This is a genomic window from Undibacterium sp. Di26W, from assembly GCF_049340265.1.
In the GTDB taxonomy this organism is placed as follows: Bacteria; Pseudomonadota; Gammaproteobacteria; order Burkholderiales; family Burkholderiaceae_D; genus Undibacterium.
Window position 1 is genome coordinate 115909 of record NZ_JBMPOR010000019.1, and the last position, 13911, is coordinate 129819.

Annotated in this window: 11 protein-coding genes; 8 read left to right on the forward strand and 3 right to left on the reverse strand. The window is 50.5% G+C overall.

Annotated features, from left to right (window positions below; all coding sequences use genetic code 11):
* Positions 1-79: 79 nt before the first annotated feature.
* The 5 genes from ACO0LM_RS20335 to ACO0LM_RS20355 all read left to right on the forward strand — a co-directional run bounded on the left by ACO0LM_RS20335 (position 80) and on the right by ACO0LM_RS20355 (position 6896).
* Entirely contained in the window at positions 80-589 is a 510-nt protein-coding gene (locus ACO0LM_RS20335) for a DUF2846 domain-containing protein (RefSeq protein ID WP_422989296.1), read from the forward strand.
* A gap of 314 nt (positions 590-903) precedes the next feature.
* On the forward strand, positions 904-3384 hold the full coding sequence (locus ACO0LM_RS20340) for a DUF4135 domain-containing protein (protein ID WP_423039359.1): 2481 nt from the start codon (positions 904-906) through the stop codon (positions 3382-3384).
* A 3-nt stretch (positions 3385-3387) separates the two neighbouring features.
* Entirely contained in the window at positions 3388-3585 is a 198-nt protein-coding gene (locus ACO0LM_RS20345; protein ID WP_423039361.1) for a hypothetical protein, read from the forward strand.
* A gap of 158 nt (positions 3586-3743) precedes the next feature.
* On the forward strand, positions 3744-5618 hold the full coding sequence (locus ACO0LM_RS20350) for a DUF4157 domain-containing protein (protein WP_423039363.1): 1875 nt from the start codon (positions 3744-3746) through the stop codon (positions 5616-5618).
* Between the two features lie 78 nt (positions 5619-5696).
* Positions 5697-6896: a hypothetical protein gene (locus ACO0LM_RS20355; RefSeq protein WP_423039365.1), complete on the forward strand. Its 1200-nt coding sequence runs from the start codon at positions 5697-5699 to the stop codon at positions 6894-6896.
* 145 nt (positions 6897-7041) lie between these two features.
* Here the strand turns inward: ACO0LM_RS20355 and ACO0LM_RS20360 are convergent, their stop codons facing one another.
* Entirely contained in the window at positions 7042-7848 is an 807-nt protein-coding gene (locus ACO0LM_RS20360) for a hypothetical protein (protein WP_423039367.1), read from the reverse strand.
* A gap of 305 nt (positions 7849-8153) precedes the next feature.
* On the opposite strand from ACO0LM_RS20360, the gene ACO0LM_RS20365 reads away from it, so the two are divergent.
* The 3 genes from ACO0LM_RS20365 to ACO0LM_RS20375 all read left to right on the forward strand — a co-directional run bounded on the left by ACO0LM_RS20365 (position 8154) and on the right by ACO0LM_RS20375 (position 11904).
* Positions 8154-9302 carry a CHRD domain-containing protein gene (locus tag ACO0LM_RS20365; protein ID WP_423039369.1) on the forward strand — a complete coding sequence of 383 codons (1149 nt, stop codon included), beginning with the start codon at positions 8154-8156 and terminating at the stop codon, positions 9300-9302.
* A gap of 142 nt (positions 9303-9444) precedes the next feature.
* Positions 9445-10173, forward strand: coding sequence for a hypothetical protein (locus ACO0LM_RS20370; RefSeq protein ID WP_423039371.1), 729 nt, complete (start codon positions 9445-9447; stop codon positions 10171-10173).
* A 153-nt stretch (positions 10174-10326) separates the two neighbouring features.
* Positions 10327-11904, forward strand: a complete 1578-nt coding sequence (locus ACO0LM_RS20375) for a DUF4157 domain-containing protein (RefSeq protein WP_423039373.1) — start codon at positions 10327-10329, stop codon at positions 11902-11904.
* 69 nt (positions 11905-11973) lie between these two features.
* Here the strand turns inward: ACO0LM_RS20375 and ACO0LM_RS20380 are convergent, their stop codons facing one another.
* Positions 11974-12993: an alpha/beta hydrolase gene (locus ACO0LM_RS20380; RefSeq protein WP_423039375.1), complete on the reverse strand. Its 1020-nt coding sequence runs from the start codon at positions 12991-12993 to the stop codon at positions 11974-11976.
* 44 nt (positions 12994-13037) lie between these two features.
* Entirely contained in the window at positions 13038-13463 is a 426-nt protein-coding gene (locus ACO0LM_RS20385; RefSeq protein ID WP_423039378.1) for an organic hydroperoxide resistance protein, read from the reverse strand.
* Between the last annotated feature and the right edge of the window lie 448 nt (positions 13464-13911).

Sequence of the window (13911 nt, forward strand, 5' to 3'; positions counted from 1 at the left end):
TCTTGCTATTCAAAAACGGTTCTGTTACCTTTTCACCTCCTTTTATTCTGCAAGCGCTATTCAATGCGCATACTAATTCATGAAACGTCTGCTAGCTATCTTCGTCGTCTTCCTTTTATCTGCCTGCGCGGCAACTGGTCCAGCTTATCAAGCTGCACCAGCACCGGCAGCAGGTCAGGCACTGGTTTATATATATCGTCTCAATACCGTGTATGGGGGTGGCCGCGATACCTATTTTTATGTTGATGGAAAAAATATCGCTGATCTGAGCGTCGAAGGGTATACCGCGTTCTACGTTCCTGCAGGCGAACACAAATTTGAACAGAAATGGCCTGCCGATATGCCACAAGGCAAGACCATCAATTTGTGGAAACTGTGGACGAAAGAAGATCCTGCTGACAGCGCAAAGAAACCTGGCCTGCAAGAAGGTGCCGTCAACTGGGAGGCTGGAAAAACCTATTACTACCGATTCTCGGCAGCTCCAAATGGACGCAATCAATACGAATGGATATTGGCAGAGATAACAGCCGAGCAAGCCTATCCTGACCTGAAAAAATCGAAATTGCAAAAGCCTTTCAATAATAAGTAAGGCGCAATTCCCGTTTGCACAATAGGTATTGTTGGCGAGCAATCGCCAGCAATTTGATTGCTTTACCGGTGCTATTCTTCAGCTTCCTCGTCAACACTGTTTTACTCCTCCCATCCACTGAACACGCATTCCCTGCAGAATTCTGTTGCCTCATAGGCGATAAGAAGATTTTTTTGTCAGATTAATTGACAAAATGGCACAAGTAATCTACAAGTAATGCTCATACGTTTTGTCCCATAAAGGACTGAACACCGTTGTTGCGCTCTCGATTACCTGCCATCTGAACGACGCAGTGCACCTGAAATGGGAATGTCATGCCTGAGCATATGCATCAAACTCGCAAGAAAGTCGATGGCGGCCAGGATAATGCGCTCGCCCAGCGCCAGCCTGTGGTGAAGACACAGCCACACATTGCACAATTGGCCGAGGATGCTCGCGCCGACATGAGCCCACCAATTAGCCCACAATTTGTCGATCAGCGTCCGCAAGCCAGGCAGCTTAAAGCCTATAGCCACATGATGCAAAACAGCCCGCGTGCCGCCCAGCTCAGGGCGATGCAGAGCTTGATGAATAAACCCGTGCTGCAAAAGGCCGAAGAGGAAGAACCACTGCAGGAAAAGTCTGCCGACCAGGGGATTGCCCAATTAGCCGCACCAGCCACACCATCCACACCCCAAGCCAACAACACAGGTTTGCCACACCAACTCAAGGCAGGCATAGAGTCGCTTTCCGGCATGCGCATGGATCATGTCAAGGTCAACTACAACTCCGGCAAACCCGCACAGTTAAATGCCCATGCTTATGCACAAGGCAGCGAAATCCATATGGCACCCGGGCAGGAACGTTATGTCCCGCATGAAGCCTGGCACGTAGTGCAGCAGGCGCAGGGAAGGGTCAGGCCGACCATGCAGATGAAGCTGGGTGTAGCGGTGAATGATGATGCAGGGCTGGAGGCAGAAGCCGATGCGATGGGTGCCAGGGCGCTGGATGTGGGGACGGGTATAGGTGGGCAGGTTGCACAGAGCATGGGTGTGGGTAAGAAAAGCATCACAGATTCTGGCACGATGACATATAACAGCGTGACTACGCCATATCAGTTGATACGTTTCAAACCAGATCCAGGATTTTGGAATTATGTGGGCAGTTTTCTTCCTGATCAAAAGCAGGATGAAATACTGGCACAGGAAAAGAAAGTGAAAGTGTTTCTGGAGGAAATGAAAGAGTTTGAAAATACTACGTATGGTGGGCAGATTCAAAGCTTGCGAGTGAAGTTTGATCTGATAGAAAAATCGACCGTTGCGACCAGTAGTTTTCCAGCAGCCTTACGTTCATTGAATGAAATTTATTTACAACTGAATCAAATTTCTGTCCGGATGACCAAGGCGTTTGTGCTTCACGATAGCGTTTCTGGCGATTGGGTTGACAAAGGCTATGAGGGCGTGAATTCTTCGCTACTGATTCGTCTTGTATGTGAAACATACCTGGCAGCAGATACTGTATTTCAGACAGAAAAGAACAAAGAAGTGTTGAGAACGGCAATCCTTGGTGAGCTTGCCACCTATAAATTCCGTGATGCGGACGTAAAACCATGGCATCTGGAATTTGCAAGAAAAAGGGTTGAGTTATTAACAAAAAATTTAAAAAAGATGTTGACTCGTATTCTTATTGATTGGCAGCATCTTCGCCGTGAGTTTGGATTATCTGAAAATCTGCTCCATGTACATCTGACAGGGTCTGATTACCATAATGATGGACAAAGCGTCAGCATCGTTGAATCCGACGACGGAAAAAAAGTTGTGTACAAGCCAAGATCTTTGAGCCCCGATATCCATTTCGTAGGCAAAGGAAAAACCAATCTGCGGTCTGCGCTCAATCTGGGCTTTTCAACGGCCAAGTTTTCTGAGAAAGAGCGTGGTGCAGAGAAATATGGGTACATGGAGCATCTCTCCAGAGCAAAATTGTTAACGGAAGAAGAAGCAAAAAATTATTATCGGCAGATGGGTAGCATGACAATCGCGACGAAGCTTCTTGGAGTAACCGACCTGCATCAGGAAAATATATTCACTAGTCGTGGTGGTGTGCCGATGATAGTCGATGCCGAGACATCTTTTCTTCCTGATGTGATGATGGCCAAAGCATGGAACGCAACCTTGATTCGTTCAACACTCACAGAATTCTCCAAGGATATGGCGCCAACACCCAATTACTTTTATACGGCTGAAGAACTGGAGGCTTGGAAAGTAAGTGGGAGGCGTCTTGAGGACCAAACAGAACCAACTGGTGAATACATCAGCGAAGTGAGAGCTGCATCTTACCAGCCAGAGGGTAAATATAATGCGGATTTCACGCAAGGAATCGGCGATGCCATAGAGGTGGTCAATGAAAACAAAGCTTCGCTAATTACCTATTTACAGGAACGAGTCAAGCAAATTCAAACGGTGCGGATAGTGCCAATTGAGACCCTTGAATTTAAAGGGAGTATGAAAACCTATTTCGGGGTGCCTTTAAGACGAGATGAATTATTGAATAACTTAGTGGATAAGGCGAGAAAAGCTTTGATTGAAACTGGATATATCATGGCAGAGGGAAGCGACAAAGTGATAAAGACCGGCATGATAGCTGATTTCAATAACACCGATTTCCCGATTTTCAGATACGAACCCAGCACGGATGAAGTGTTTTATCGCGGAACTGTTGTCGCCATACATAGACCTGGCATTCAGGCCGCCATCGAATACAGTGTAGAGCACATCAGCAAAGCCAAAATTAAGGATGTGATCAAGGAAATTTACTAGGGCGTGTTGACCTATCTTCTTTCTGACGACCCCGACAAGCTGGGCGCAGCCTTGCTGGCCATCAGCAAACTGCCTGCGCCGCCACTGCACTTCGCTGCCGGTTCGGATGCCATCGCCCTGTTGCGCGACAACGCAGAAAAAACACCGCTTGGAACTGGCACAATGGAGTGTGCTGTCCACATCGACCGATGGGTATTTTGAGTAAGGTGGAAATGGGCAGCTCACCAGTTTGTTATGGCATCAGGCATGACAATTGAGGGCTGCCGCTGGATTTATTTCCTTTGGCCTAGATAGGCGCAGGAGGATTTATTTGCTAAAATAATAAAAAAGGCCGCTGCAAACTTGTTTATAGGGGTGCCATGTCTGAGCATATTCATCAAACCCGCAACAACACCGATAGTGCTGTGGGCAATACGCTCAATATGGGGGAGGCCAAGCGGCAGCAGGAAAACACTGCACAATTATCCAAGGAAGGTCCTGCCAGCATCACTTCCGGGTTTGTTGATCGCCGCCCCCAGATGGCTGTGCAAAAGCAACTGCAAGACACGGGAAATAATAGCCCGCAAGCCAGGCAGTTGAAGGCGTATAGCCACATGATGCAAAACAGCCCGCGTGCCGCGCAACTCAGGGCGGTACAGGCCATGATGCATACGCCGCTGATACCAAGGGCAGATGATGGCACTCTCCAGACTAAATCTGCCGGTGAAGGCATTACCCAATTAGCTGCGCCGGCAACACACCAATCCCAAGCCAATGATACCGGCTTGCCGAATCAACTCAAGGCAGGCATAGAATCCCTGTCCGGCATAAGCATGGATCATGTCAAGGTCAACTACAACTCCGACAAGCCAGCACAACTGAACGCCCATGCATACGCACAGGGCAGCGAAATCCATGTGGCACCCGGGCAAGAGCACCATGTGCCGCATGAAGCCTGGCATGTGGTGCAACAGGCGCAAGGGCGGGTGCGTCCGACCATGCAGATGAAGCAGGGTGATGTGCCAGTAAATAATGACAGGAGCCTGGAGCAGGAAGCCGACACTATGGGGGCGATGGCTTTGCAACATGGGGCCGCTACGAATGCGACAGCAGGTGTGACTATTGCGCAGTCATATTCAAAACCTGTTGCTGCTGTTGATCAGGCAATGGTTCGTGGCGCAGTGGCGCAACGTTTTCCTGCGGCTAATCAGCTTGATACCTCACAGATAAAAAAGAGCTGGATAGATGAAGTGAATAAGGTAAATTCCTCTATTGATTCGGCGGAAACTCTGCTGCAGGCTCTGAAAGACGCCAAGAATATTCAGGAACTAAGGGATTGGGGCTGGCCAGGTCATATTGTGGAAGAAATAAAAATCGCGATCCAGGACATAGGTGTGATTTTTTTTGAAGAGCGCCAAGAGAAAATTGACAAAAACCCAGATGAGATGATCAAATTACGACGCAGAAATTCTCTGGAGTTTATAAAATTTGGCAGCGAAGAAATTCAGGATTTCCGAAAAGATAAAGTGAAAAACTCTATCCCTATCGACTTCAAAAGTAAAAATAAAAAACCCCGGAAAATGACCTTGCAAGGTCGAGGTTACTTTGCCAAAGGCGGCAGTTCTTACGACATTGAGATAGAAGAAATAAAAAAAGATGTGAAGGGAAAGGATGACGAAGAAAAGAATGAAAAAGTAAACATGATGCTGCTTGAAGGTATTAAGGATGAAAAGAAAAGTTTCCAAAATGTGAAGCAAGAATCTATATTGAGTATTGTCAATTTGTCTGAAACTGCAAGGAGTTCAAATAATTTACTGGATATCACCTATGCACTCGAGAACAATCCAAAGGAGGATACCAGTAAGATTTTCCGGGACCATACGGTATTTGGCCCAGCCAAGGAAAAATCAAAAAAACAAAAAGAAAAACTTTCAGATGAAGACCTGGAACGACATGAGCGTTGGGCGAAGAAAGTTGGCGGCAGCCAGGGAAGCCAGTTTCACAAAATTCCCTCTATGGAAAGAAAGATGAAAAGAGAGGGGAAAAAATTCCCGCTTTATCCCAATATAGTTAACGTCAATCGTAATCGGCATGAAGTATTAAAGAATCGTTATCGCGAAAAATCACCAGAATTGATGCCAGAAGAGTTTGAACTCGACTTAAACAGGAATATTTTTGGAAACAACAAAGAGTTTATTAGTAAACGAAAGCGTTCAATACAAGACGACGATAAGATAGTAAAGAAAAAGAAGTAGCAACTATTGCCTTCAATGGTGTTTTCTCAAGAACCTCCTGTTATCATTCCCCCCAATGAGATGATAAAAGGATCCCCCATGCACCTGTTCAAACACGCCTTCACCGCCTTGCTATTGACCACTGCAGGCTACATCGCCTGCACCGCCACCCTTGCCGCAGAAACCACCAGCGCACCAGCCTGGCAGCGCGTGCATCTGGCTGGCTATGATTTTCCGGTATATGCCAACCACGACCTGGTGGCAGATGGCAGCAAAGACGGCAACAAAGACAGCAGCAAAATTCGCGAAGTGATTTTTATCCAGCATGGCATACAGCGCAATGGGGATGAGTATTATACTGCCGCCATGAATCTGTTGAAAGCATCGGGCAGGTCCGGGCAGGATGTGTTGATTATTGCGCCTAATTTTCCCGGCACGCCAGATGCAGACAAAGGCTTTATCGGCATGCCGGTGTGGACCGTGCAGGGCTGGACTGGTGGTGATGTGGCCCAAGCTGCGGCTGGTGTGCCGGCGGATTTAAGTTCCTTGCGGGTGCTGGATGACCTGGCTCTGATGGTGGCTGACAAAAAACGTTTTCCGCTGGTCAGCAAGATCAACTTTGTCGGCCATTCTGGCGGTGCACAATTGATACATCGTTATGCCGTGCTGAATCATGTCGATGACCGCCTGCGCAGTCAGGGGCTGGATGTGCAGTATGTGGTGGCCAACCCTTCTTCGTATCTGTACTTCACATCTGATCGCCCAAGTGCCAAGGGCTTTGCGCCGTATGACACGACGGTGTGTGCGAATTATGATGATTACCGCTATGGCATGCAGCACATGGTGGCGTATGCCAACAAGATGAGCGGCGATGAATTATACCGGCGCTACCAGAAACGCCAGGTCACTTACCTGGCTGGCACCAGCGACAATGACCCCAATCACCGCGTGCTGGATAAATCCTGTGGTGCCGAAGCAGAAGGCCCCAACCGCCTGGAACGTGCACGCGGATACTGGCATTATGAAGCCCTGCTCGATACGCAACTGGCCGCGCAGGTAGCGGGAAAAGTGCAGGCCAGGGCAGAGTCCAAAACCACAGCGGCGGCGAATGCAAATCCGGCTTTGGCCTTGCCGGTGGGTATTCCCCCTTTGATGTCCATGCACCAGTATCTGGAAGTGAACGGCGTTGGCCATGATCAGGAACGCATGTTCGGTTCCCAATGTGGCATGCAGGCGGTGTTTGGGGTGGCGGTTAGCGATGTCGGAAAAGGGGCGACGTGCAAGGTGGTCAATCCTTGAAAAGTCGTTTAGCGATGACGGGTTGTTGTGCGTAAAATCGGGCGGGATCGGTGCGCATGGCGCACCCTACGAAGAACGTAAAATTGCTGCGGTGTAGGGTGCGCCAGGCGCACCGATTGGCGTTAAATTTTATCGTAACACAATCTTATTTGCATACGCTTATCGGATCAAGCACCCCGCCAAAACGTTGCAAGGCCATCATCCGCATGATCAATGCCTGTTCTGGCGTGATGACGAGGGCGTTTTGTGGAGCCGTGCCTTGCGTCATCAACAAAGCCCTGTCTTGCGTATGCGCCAGACCAAGCACATGGCCCAGCTCATGGCCGAGTGGCTTGCCCATAGCGAAATAGCGATTGACATGTCTGTCCGGACGGTTCATCAGCACATCATTGAATACCGCTTTACCCGCCGGCAGATTGCCAAAGGCATCGGCCACCGTGCCTGCCGGATTCGGCATGGCGGCTGAAAAAATGACCGAAAGCTGGTTGATATGGTCCGTCCATGCCGGTATCTCTGTCGCAGGCCTGAACCTGAAATGGAAGACAATGCGCGCCTGCTGATAGTAGCGGTTGACCAGTTCCATATACGGCAGTAATTGTTCTGGCTTGGTCCAGATGGCAGAGTCTTTGAAATACACATCTACATTGACGCCTATCAGCGTATTGCTTTCTGCTGCGGCACACAGGGTGGCGTTTGCTTCACAGCCCGGCTGCTGATTCGCGAAAATACGCAATTCACGCGGCAGGCTGGCCGCGTGCAAGGTCGACCAGTCTTGCGGCTGCCATTGGTATTCGGGCGGCAAGAGGTGACTGCATTCTGGTGGACTGGTGCTATCCGCATTGGCTGCCGCGACATACCCTGTGGTGCCAGCGAGCAGGGCGGCCAGGCCAGCAAACCGCAAGAACCGGGTGCACTGGATCAGCAGATGGCCATGCATGGGAATAAGTTTCATCTGTGTATCATCAATAAGGTGTGGGTAGGCATATACAGTTTAACTCTTCAAGATTGATTTAGGTGTTCACAGAAAAGACCTTGAAATTAATGTCTTTTTATCATCCAATTGGTACTTGCTACCGATACTGACGCTTCGTATCGTCCCAAGACAAGCCACAACTATCCCATCAAATAAATCTGCCAGGGTTTGAACCTTTTGGCATCTATTCTGTATTAACGCGGGCAACACCTGTTCTTTCGCTTCTTGCGACAGGGCGGGGTGCCCTGTGTCAATCAAGAACAACATAACCTGAAGGAGACATCATGATACGAAAGTTATTCAAACAGTCGCAGTGCGCCACCGTCCTGGTACTGAGCGGGGTACTGAGTGCCTGTGGCGGCAACAATGTGGTCGTGCCCGTCAACAAGGTGGCGACTTTATCGGCGACACAAGAGGTGAGTGATGTCGGTTCATTGGCAAAAGGCACCGGCATCATCAGCGTCAATACAGACACCGGCCAGATCAGCGGGTCGATCACCGTCGTTGACATGGTGGCCACCGCAGCACACATCCACCTCGGTGCCGCCGGGGAAAACGGCGCGGTGATCGTGCCGATGACACAGGATGCCGTCATTCCAGCGAAATGGAACATCCCCACCGGGGCTACGCTGACGCAGGACCAAATCGCCAGTTTCAAAGCGGGTGCCCTGTATTTCAACGCCCATTCTGTCAAATTCCCTGCGGGAGAAATTCGCGGACAGATCGGACGTGAAGTTGCGCTTGCCCATCTTTCCGGCTCGCAAGAAAATCCGCAAAACAGTGCCGCCGGTACTGGCCTGGGTGTGATCTCGCTCGACCCTGTGACAAAGACAGCGGACATCACACTGACCTACGCCAACATAGTGCCGACGGCAGCCCATGTACATACAGGCGCGCTGGCTGTCAGCGGCCCGGTCACTTTCCAGATCGGCACCCCTGCGGCAAATAAATATGCGGTCAGCGGCGTCGCGTTTACGGATGCGCAGATCAGCGATTTCCGTAACAAGGCCATGTATTTCAATATCCATACGACCGATTTGCCGGCGGGTGAAATTCGTGGGCAGATCGGCTATCAGGTCCGTATTGCCAACATGAACGGCGCACAAGAAAATCCACCGATTACGCGGCCATCCACTGGTGTGGGGTTTGCTGCCTACGATCCGGATACGAAGACGGTGTTCGGCATGCTGACAGTCGCTGGCTTTACGCCCACTAACGCCCACATCCATCGTGGCGCTGCCGGCACCAACGGCGCGGTATTGATACCCTTCACGGTATCGACCACATCGGCACTAAACTGGGCATCAAGCGGCCTGGTGCCACTGGCCGACGCCGATGCGATCTTGCTGTTTGAACAGGGCTTGTACATGAATGCCCACAGTGCACTCTCGCCCGCTGGTGAAATACGGGGGCAGTTGGTACCCAATAAATAAGCTGGTGGCATCCACACCGGGCCGGCGGATGGGATGCCGGCACTGTGTGGATGCGGATGGGCGCAAAACCAGCCAAGCCGGTTTGTTGCTGACGAGCCGTGTTAAAGTGTGGCCTTCGTCACACCACCCTGTTGGGGCAATTTTGCGCAAGTCCTGTCTGATATGTCTGTTATGTCTGTGGTTTGCCGGTCTGGCTGGCTGTCAAAAGCCAGCCGAACCTAAAGCCGGTGTTAGCACCGCCCGTGCTTCTGCCATGCCCGGCGCATTATCTGTGGCGTCATTTGAAGGCCAGGTAGCAACATCGCAGGCGGCTGCCACACTCACTTACAGTGGCCCGCTGGGCCTGGTCATGGGGATCACAGAAGCTGAATTGACCAACAAACTGGCGTATAGCGCATCAGACAAGGTTAGGCATCTGTATACCGGCACGCCACCCCGGCCCATGGCGGATTTTTCTGATTATTTTGCCCTGGCCACACCCTTGAGCGGGGTGTGCAAGATCGGCGGGTATGCCCGTTTTGATACCGTCAATGGCAATGGTGAACAAATCAGAGCGGCGGCAGACCGCATGGCTGCCAGCCTGGAAGAAAAATACGGCAAACCCAGCAAGAAAAAAGACGCCATCAGCGCCGATGTGTATCGCAGAAAACCACAATACTGGATGGTGGGCCTGAAAGAAGGTTCCGTCAGCTATGGCTATCGGTGGGCTGCCGGTAAAACGGTAAAAGACTTGCCCGACGATATCATGAACATCATCGTCTATGCCCAGGCAGAAACCATCCATCAGGGTGGGGTAGGGGTGATCTATGAATTTTCCAATTATGCGGATTGCCAGAAAGAGTTGAAGAAAGAAAAGACCACAAAGCTGTAAGGCGAGGCCTTGCTTTTTGACTTCTATCCTTCACCCCGCATCCCCCTCTCAAACGAACCAGCGTCTTCCCGGCAATTAGCACTTGTTGTGTTATTGATCATGTTGTAATCTCTTGTTTGATCGTGCGCATTTTTCCTATTCAGCAGGGCCACCATGAAAGCACCTCTTTTCGCTAAAGCTGAACTCCGTCAGCCAGGGCCTGTGGCGGGCGGTGATGCGCGACAAAGGCAGGCAGTGGCTGCCTGCGTGCAGGATCAGCGGCCCGCCGCCCTTGCGCAGAGGACCTTGCAGCAAATGGCCAACCAGAGCCCGCAAGCACGGCGCCTGCAAGCCTGCGCCCAGTTGATGGAGCAGGCCAGACCGGCCAGAGAATCCAAGCCAGCGGCAGCAGCCGCAGCAGCAGCCAATGGCTTGCCAGTCCAGTTAAAAGCGGGGATAGAAGCCCTGTCCGGCATGCGCATGGACCATGTGCGCGTGCATTACAACTCACCCAGACCGGCCCAGTTAAAGGCGCATGCCTTTGCCCAGGGCAATGCCATCCACCTGGCACCCGGGCAAGAACGGCATTTGCCGCATGAAGCCTGGCATGTGGTCCAGCAGGCGCAAGGTCGGGTTCGCCCCACGCTGAAAATCAAGCAGGGCGTTGCCGTCAATGACGATGCCAGCCTGGAGCAAGAAGCCGATGCCATGGGTGCCAGGGCATTGAGCCAGGGCGGGGCGATGCAGCAAAAGCGGCTGGCGCAAGGCCAGGCTGACATACCACCTTCATCACCACGTTCAGCGCCTGAAGCTTACCAGCTACATCAACACCTGACCGTGCAGCGTATTGTCCACAAATTGAAAACAGCCGAGTCACAGGCGTATCAGAATGCGGTCGAGCTGGCTGGCGTCAGTAAAAAAGACATGCGCGAGAAAATGGATGATCCAGACAGGCATTATGTCTACGACAAAATCAGTAAGACACTGAAGGAAGTTGATGCACCACGCCTTAAAAATAAAAAAAATAAAAAAAAGAAATCTCCTTTTGTTCTTGAACACGAACGGAAATCCCGGCTGGTTAAAAACCAAAAACTTCAGGTTGATCCAGAAAAACGCAAACGTGTTGAAGATATTTTTGAAGTGTCTGAAAAGATTTTAAAACAGGCGAAAACCAAAAAAGGAAACAAAGTCTATGATCTGCACCGCATATTAATAGATGTGTTTGACAATAAGATTGACAAAAAGAAAGAAACTCAGTTCAGTCATCACTTTGATATAGGTAAAGTGCATTTTTCCGTCATGGTAAAAAAACCTAGCAATCTGAAGACTTACGAGGATTTGCTGGCAGTTACCCATGTTTCCCTAGAGGGAACCAAGGGTAAAAGCAGTTATGCCAGCCTGGTCGAAAATAAACTCTATCCCACCGTGGGTGGAAGAAATGATAGCATCGTGTCTCTGTATGGCCTGGAAGCCTTGCGCAACCCTAAATTTATTCCAACGCTGGTGATGAAGAGTCGGCAGGTAGAAGGCTTGAAAATCACGGCCGAAGACGCCATCAATCCGGAGAAATTCGGTGTGCATGAATTAAGTGGTGCTGCTGGCAAGGACCGCGATCTGTTTGACAATCAACGCATCAATAATACCGACAGGTTGCTCGATGAGATTGATGATAACGACGACTTGAAAAAGAAAATATTGACTGACCCCGATGGTTACGAGAAAGAATGTGAAGACATGTGTGCCATTCAGTGATGCGAGTTGGTATTAATAAAAAGCCACCCAGGCTGTATGGTAGCCGGGGTGGCTTTTAGAAAGTTTTGCTTACTTCAAACGCAGTTGCAACTCAGCCCCTGCCTGCAACATCGCCGAGCGTACTGCCGGTACTGTGCTCAGTACATTCAACAGGCCAAAGTCATGGATCATACCCTTGTAGCGGACGGTAGTAACGGCCACGCCGGCAGCAGCCAGTTTCTGGCCATAGGCTTCGCCTTCATCGCGCAAGACATCAAATTCTGCGGTCTGTATCAGCGTTGGTGGCAAACCCTTTAACTGCTCGGTACTGGCTTGCAGGGGGGATGCATGGATTTCCTTGCGCTTTGCCTGGTCGGTGGTGTAATTGTCCCAGAACCATTTCATCATATTGCGGGTCAGGAAATGGCCATCGGCAAATTGCTGGTAAGACGCATTGTCGAAACTGGCATCCGTCACCGGCCACAGTAAGACTTGTGAACGCAGCTTGGGTTCGCCTTTTTCTTTCGCCATCAGGCTGACCACGGCGGCCATGTTACCGCCGACGCTATTGCCTGCTACTGCCAGGCGGCTGCCATCCACCTGGATGTCCTTGCCATGTTCTGCCACCCATTTGGTCGCTGCATACGCCTGCTGTATGGCGACGCCATAACCGGCTTCTGGTGACGGCGTGTAATTCACGAAAACAGCCACTGCGCCAGATTGGGCGACAAGGTCACGCACCAGGCGTTCATGGGTAGGGTAATCACCCAGCACCCAGCCACCACCGTGGAAGAACATAAAAGCTGGCAAGGTTTTCTTGACACCCGCCGGGCGCACGATGGTCAGCTTGACGTCGCTGCCATCCAGCCTGACGATTTTTTCAGAGACATCGGCCTTGGGCAAAACCAGCTTTACGCCTGCCTGTGCACCGACCAGTACGCCGCGTGCATCGGCGACGGACAATTGTTCCAGCGGCTTGCCGCCGCCGGCCTGCAAGGCTTCCAGGAATGCCTGGGTAGTTGGTTCCACGCCCGGGCTGCCAGCGGCAAAGGCATTGGTGAGGGATAAGCTGATGGCAGTCGCTGCCAACATGGTTTTCAAATGTTTCATGGTCTGTCCTGTGATGATGGATGGGTTGGTGTGGTGTGCCAGATTTAAACCAGGGTCAATGTGACGTCGATGTTATTGCGCGTCGCATTGGAATATGGGCAGACGATATGGGCGCGGGCAATAAGGTCTTCGGCCACGGTTTTGTCCATGCCGGGCAGGCTGATCTTCAGTTCAACTTCTATTCCGAAACCTTGTGGTATCGCACCGATGCCGACACTGCCATTGACTTCAACATCCGCCGGGATGCTGATCTTGTCACGCTGGCCGACAAACTTCATCGCACCCAGAAAGCAGGCCGAATAACCGGCAGCAAACAATTGCTCGGGATTGGTCGCCGCGCCACCAGCACCACCCAATTCTTTAGGGGTAGACAGCTTGATATCCAGTACGCCATCAGAAGAAACCGCACGACCATCACGGCCACCAGTGGCTTTGGCATAGGCACGATAGAGAACTTGAACTATAGACATACAACTTCCTTTCAGTGAGTGCAGCCGGGTATGGCTGCGAAAATAAAACAATGGGTTTGCTACGGTGTTGCGTTTGCTTTGCTACTGCTTTACTACTTGTTGAATCTTGAATTTAAATCGCTTTAAAATAAATAGTGCGCTATATAAATAATATGAAGCACATACCAATCACTGATGATGCACTTGCCTGGCGCTGCAACCACTACCTTGTAGCTCTTCATTTAAATAGATTGCTATTATATAGCTCGCTATATAAATACAAAAAATCCGAATTGCGAAAAACTGCTTTAACTTCGTTGCACAATAAACCTGCGTAGGTGAGATTAGATTCTATGGTTTCCGTCAAGTTTTTATTGCGACGAGATCGGGATTAAAGTCGGTCTTGCTCTTGATTAAGGTAAAAGCGATCCGCACTATTTTACGTGCGATGATCATAATGGTGGCCGTT

Bases quoted from the DNA above. Each gene is read 5' to 3' on its own strand.
- ACO0LM_RS20335 (WP_422989296.1), top strand. From the start codon at position 80: ATGAAACGTCTGCTAGCTATCTTCGTCGTCTTCCTTTTATCTGCCTGC.
- ACO0LM_RS20340 (WP_423039359.1), top strand. From the start codon at position 904: ATGCCTGAGCATATGCATCAAACTCGCAAGAAAGTCGATGGCGGCCAG.
- ACO0LM_RS20350 (WP_423039363.1), top strand. From the start codon at position 3,744: ATGTCTGAGCATATTCATCAAACCCGCAACAACACCGATAGTGCTGTG.
- ACO0LM_RS20355 (WP_423039365.1), top strand. From the start codon at position 5,697: ATGCACCTGTTCAAACACGCCTTCACCGCCTTGCTATTGACCACTGCA.
- ACO0LM_RS20360 (WP_423039367.1), bottom strand. From the start codon at position 7,848: ATGAAACTTATTCCCATGCATGGCCATCTGCTGATCCAGTGCACCCGG.
- ACO0LM_RS20365 (WP_423039369.1), top strand. From the start codon at position 8,154: ATGATACGAAAGTTATTCAAACAGTCGCAGTGCGCCACCGTCCTGGTA.
- ACO0LM_RS20375 (WP_423039373.1), top strand. From the start codon at position 10,327: ATGAAAGCACCTCTTTTCGCTAAAGCTGAACTCCGTCAGCCAGGGCCT.
- ACO0LM_RS20380 (WP_423039375.1), bottom strand. From the start codon at position 12,993: ATGAAACATTTGAAAACCATGTTGGCAGCGACTGCCATCAGCTTATCC.
- ACO0LM_RS20385 (WP_423039378.1), bottom strand. From the start codon at position 13,463: ATGTCTATAGTTCAAGTTCTCTATCGTGCCTATGCCAAAGCCACTGGT.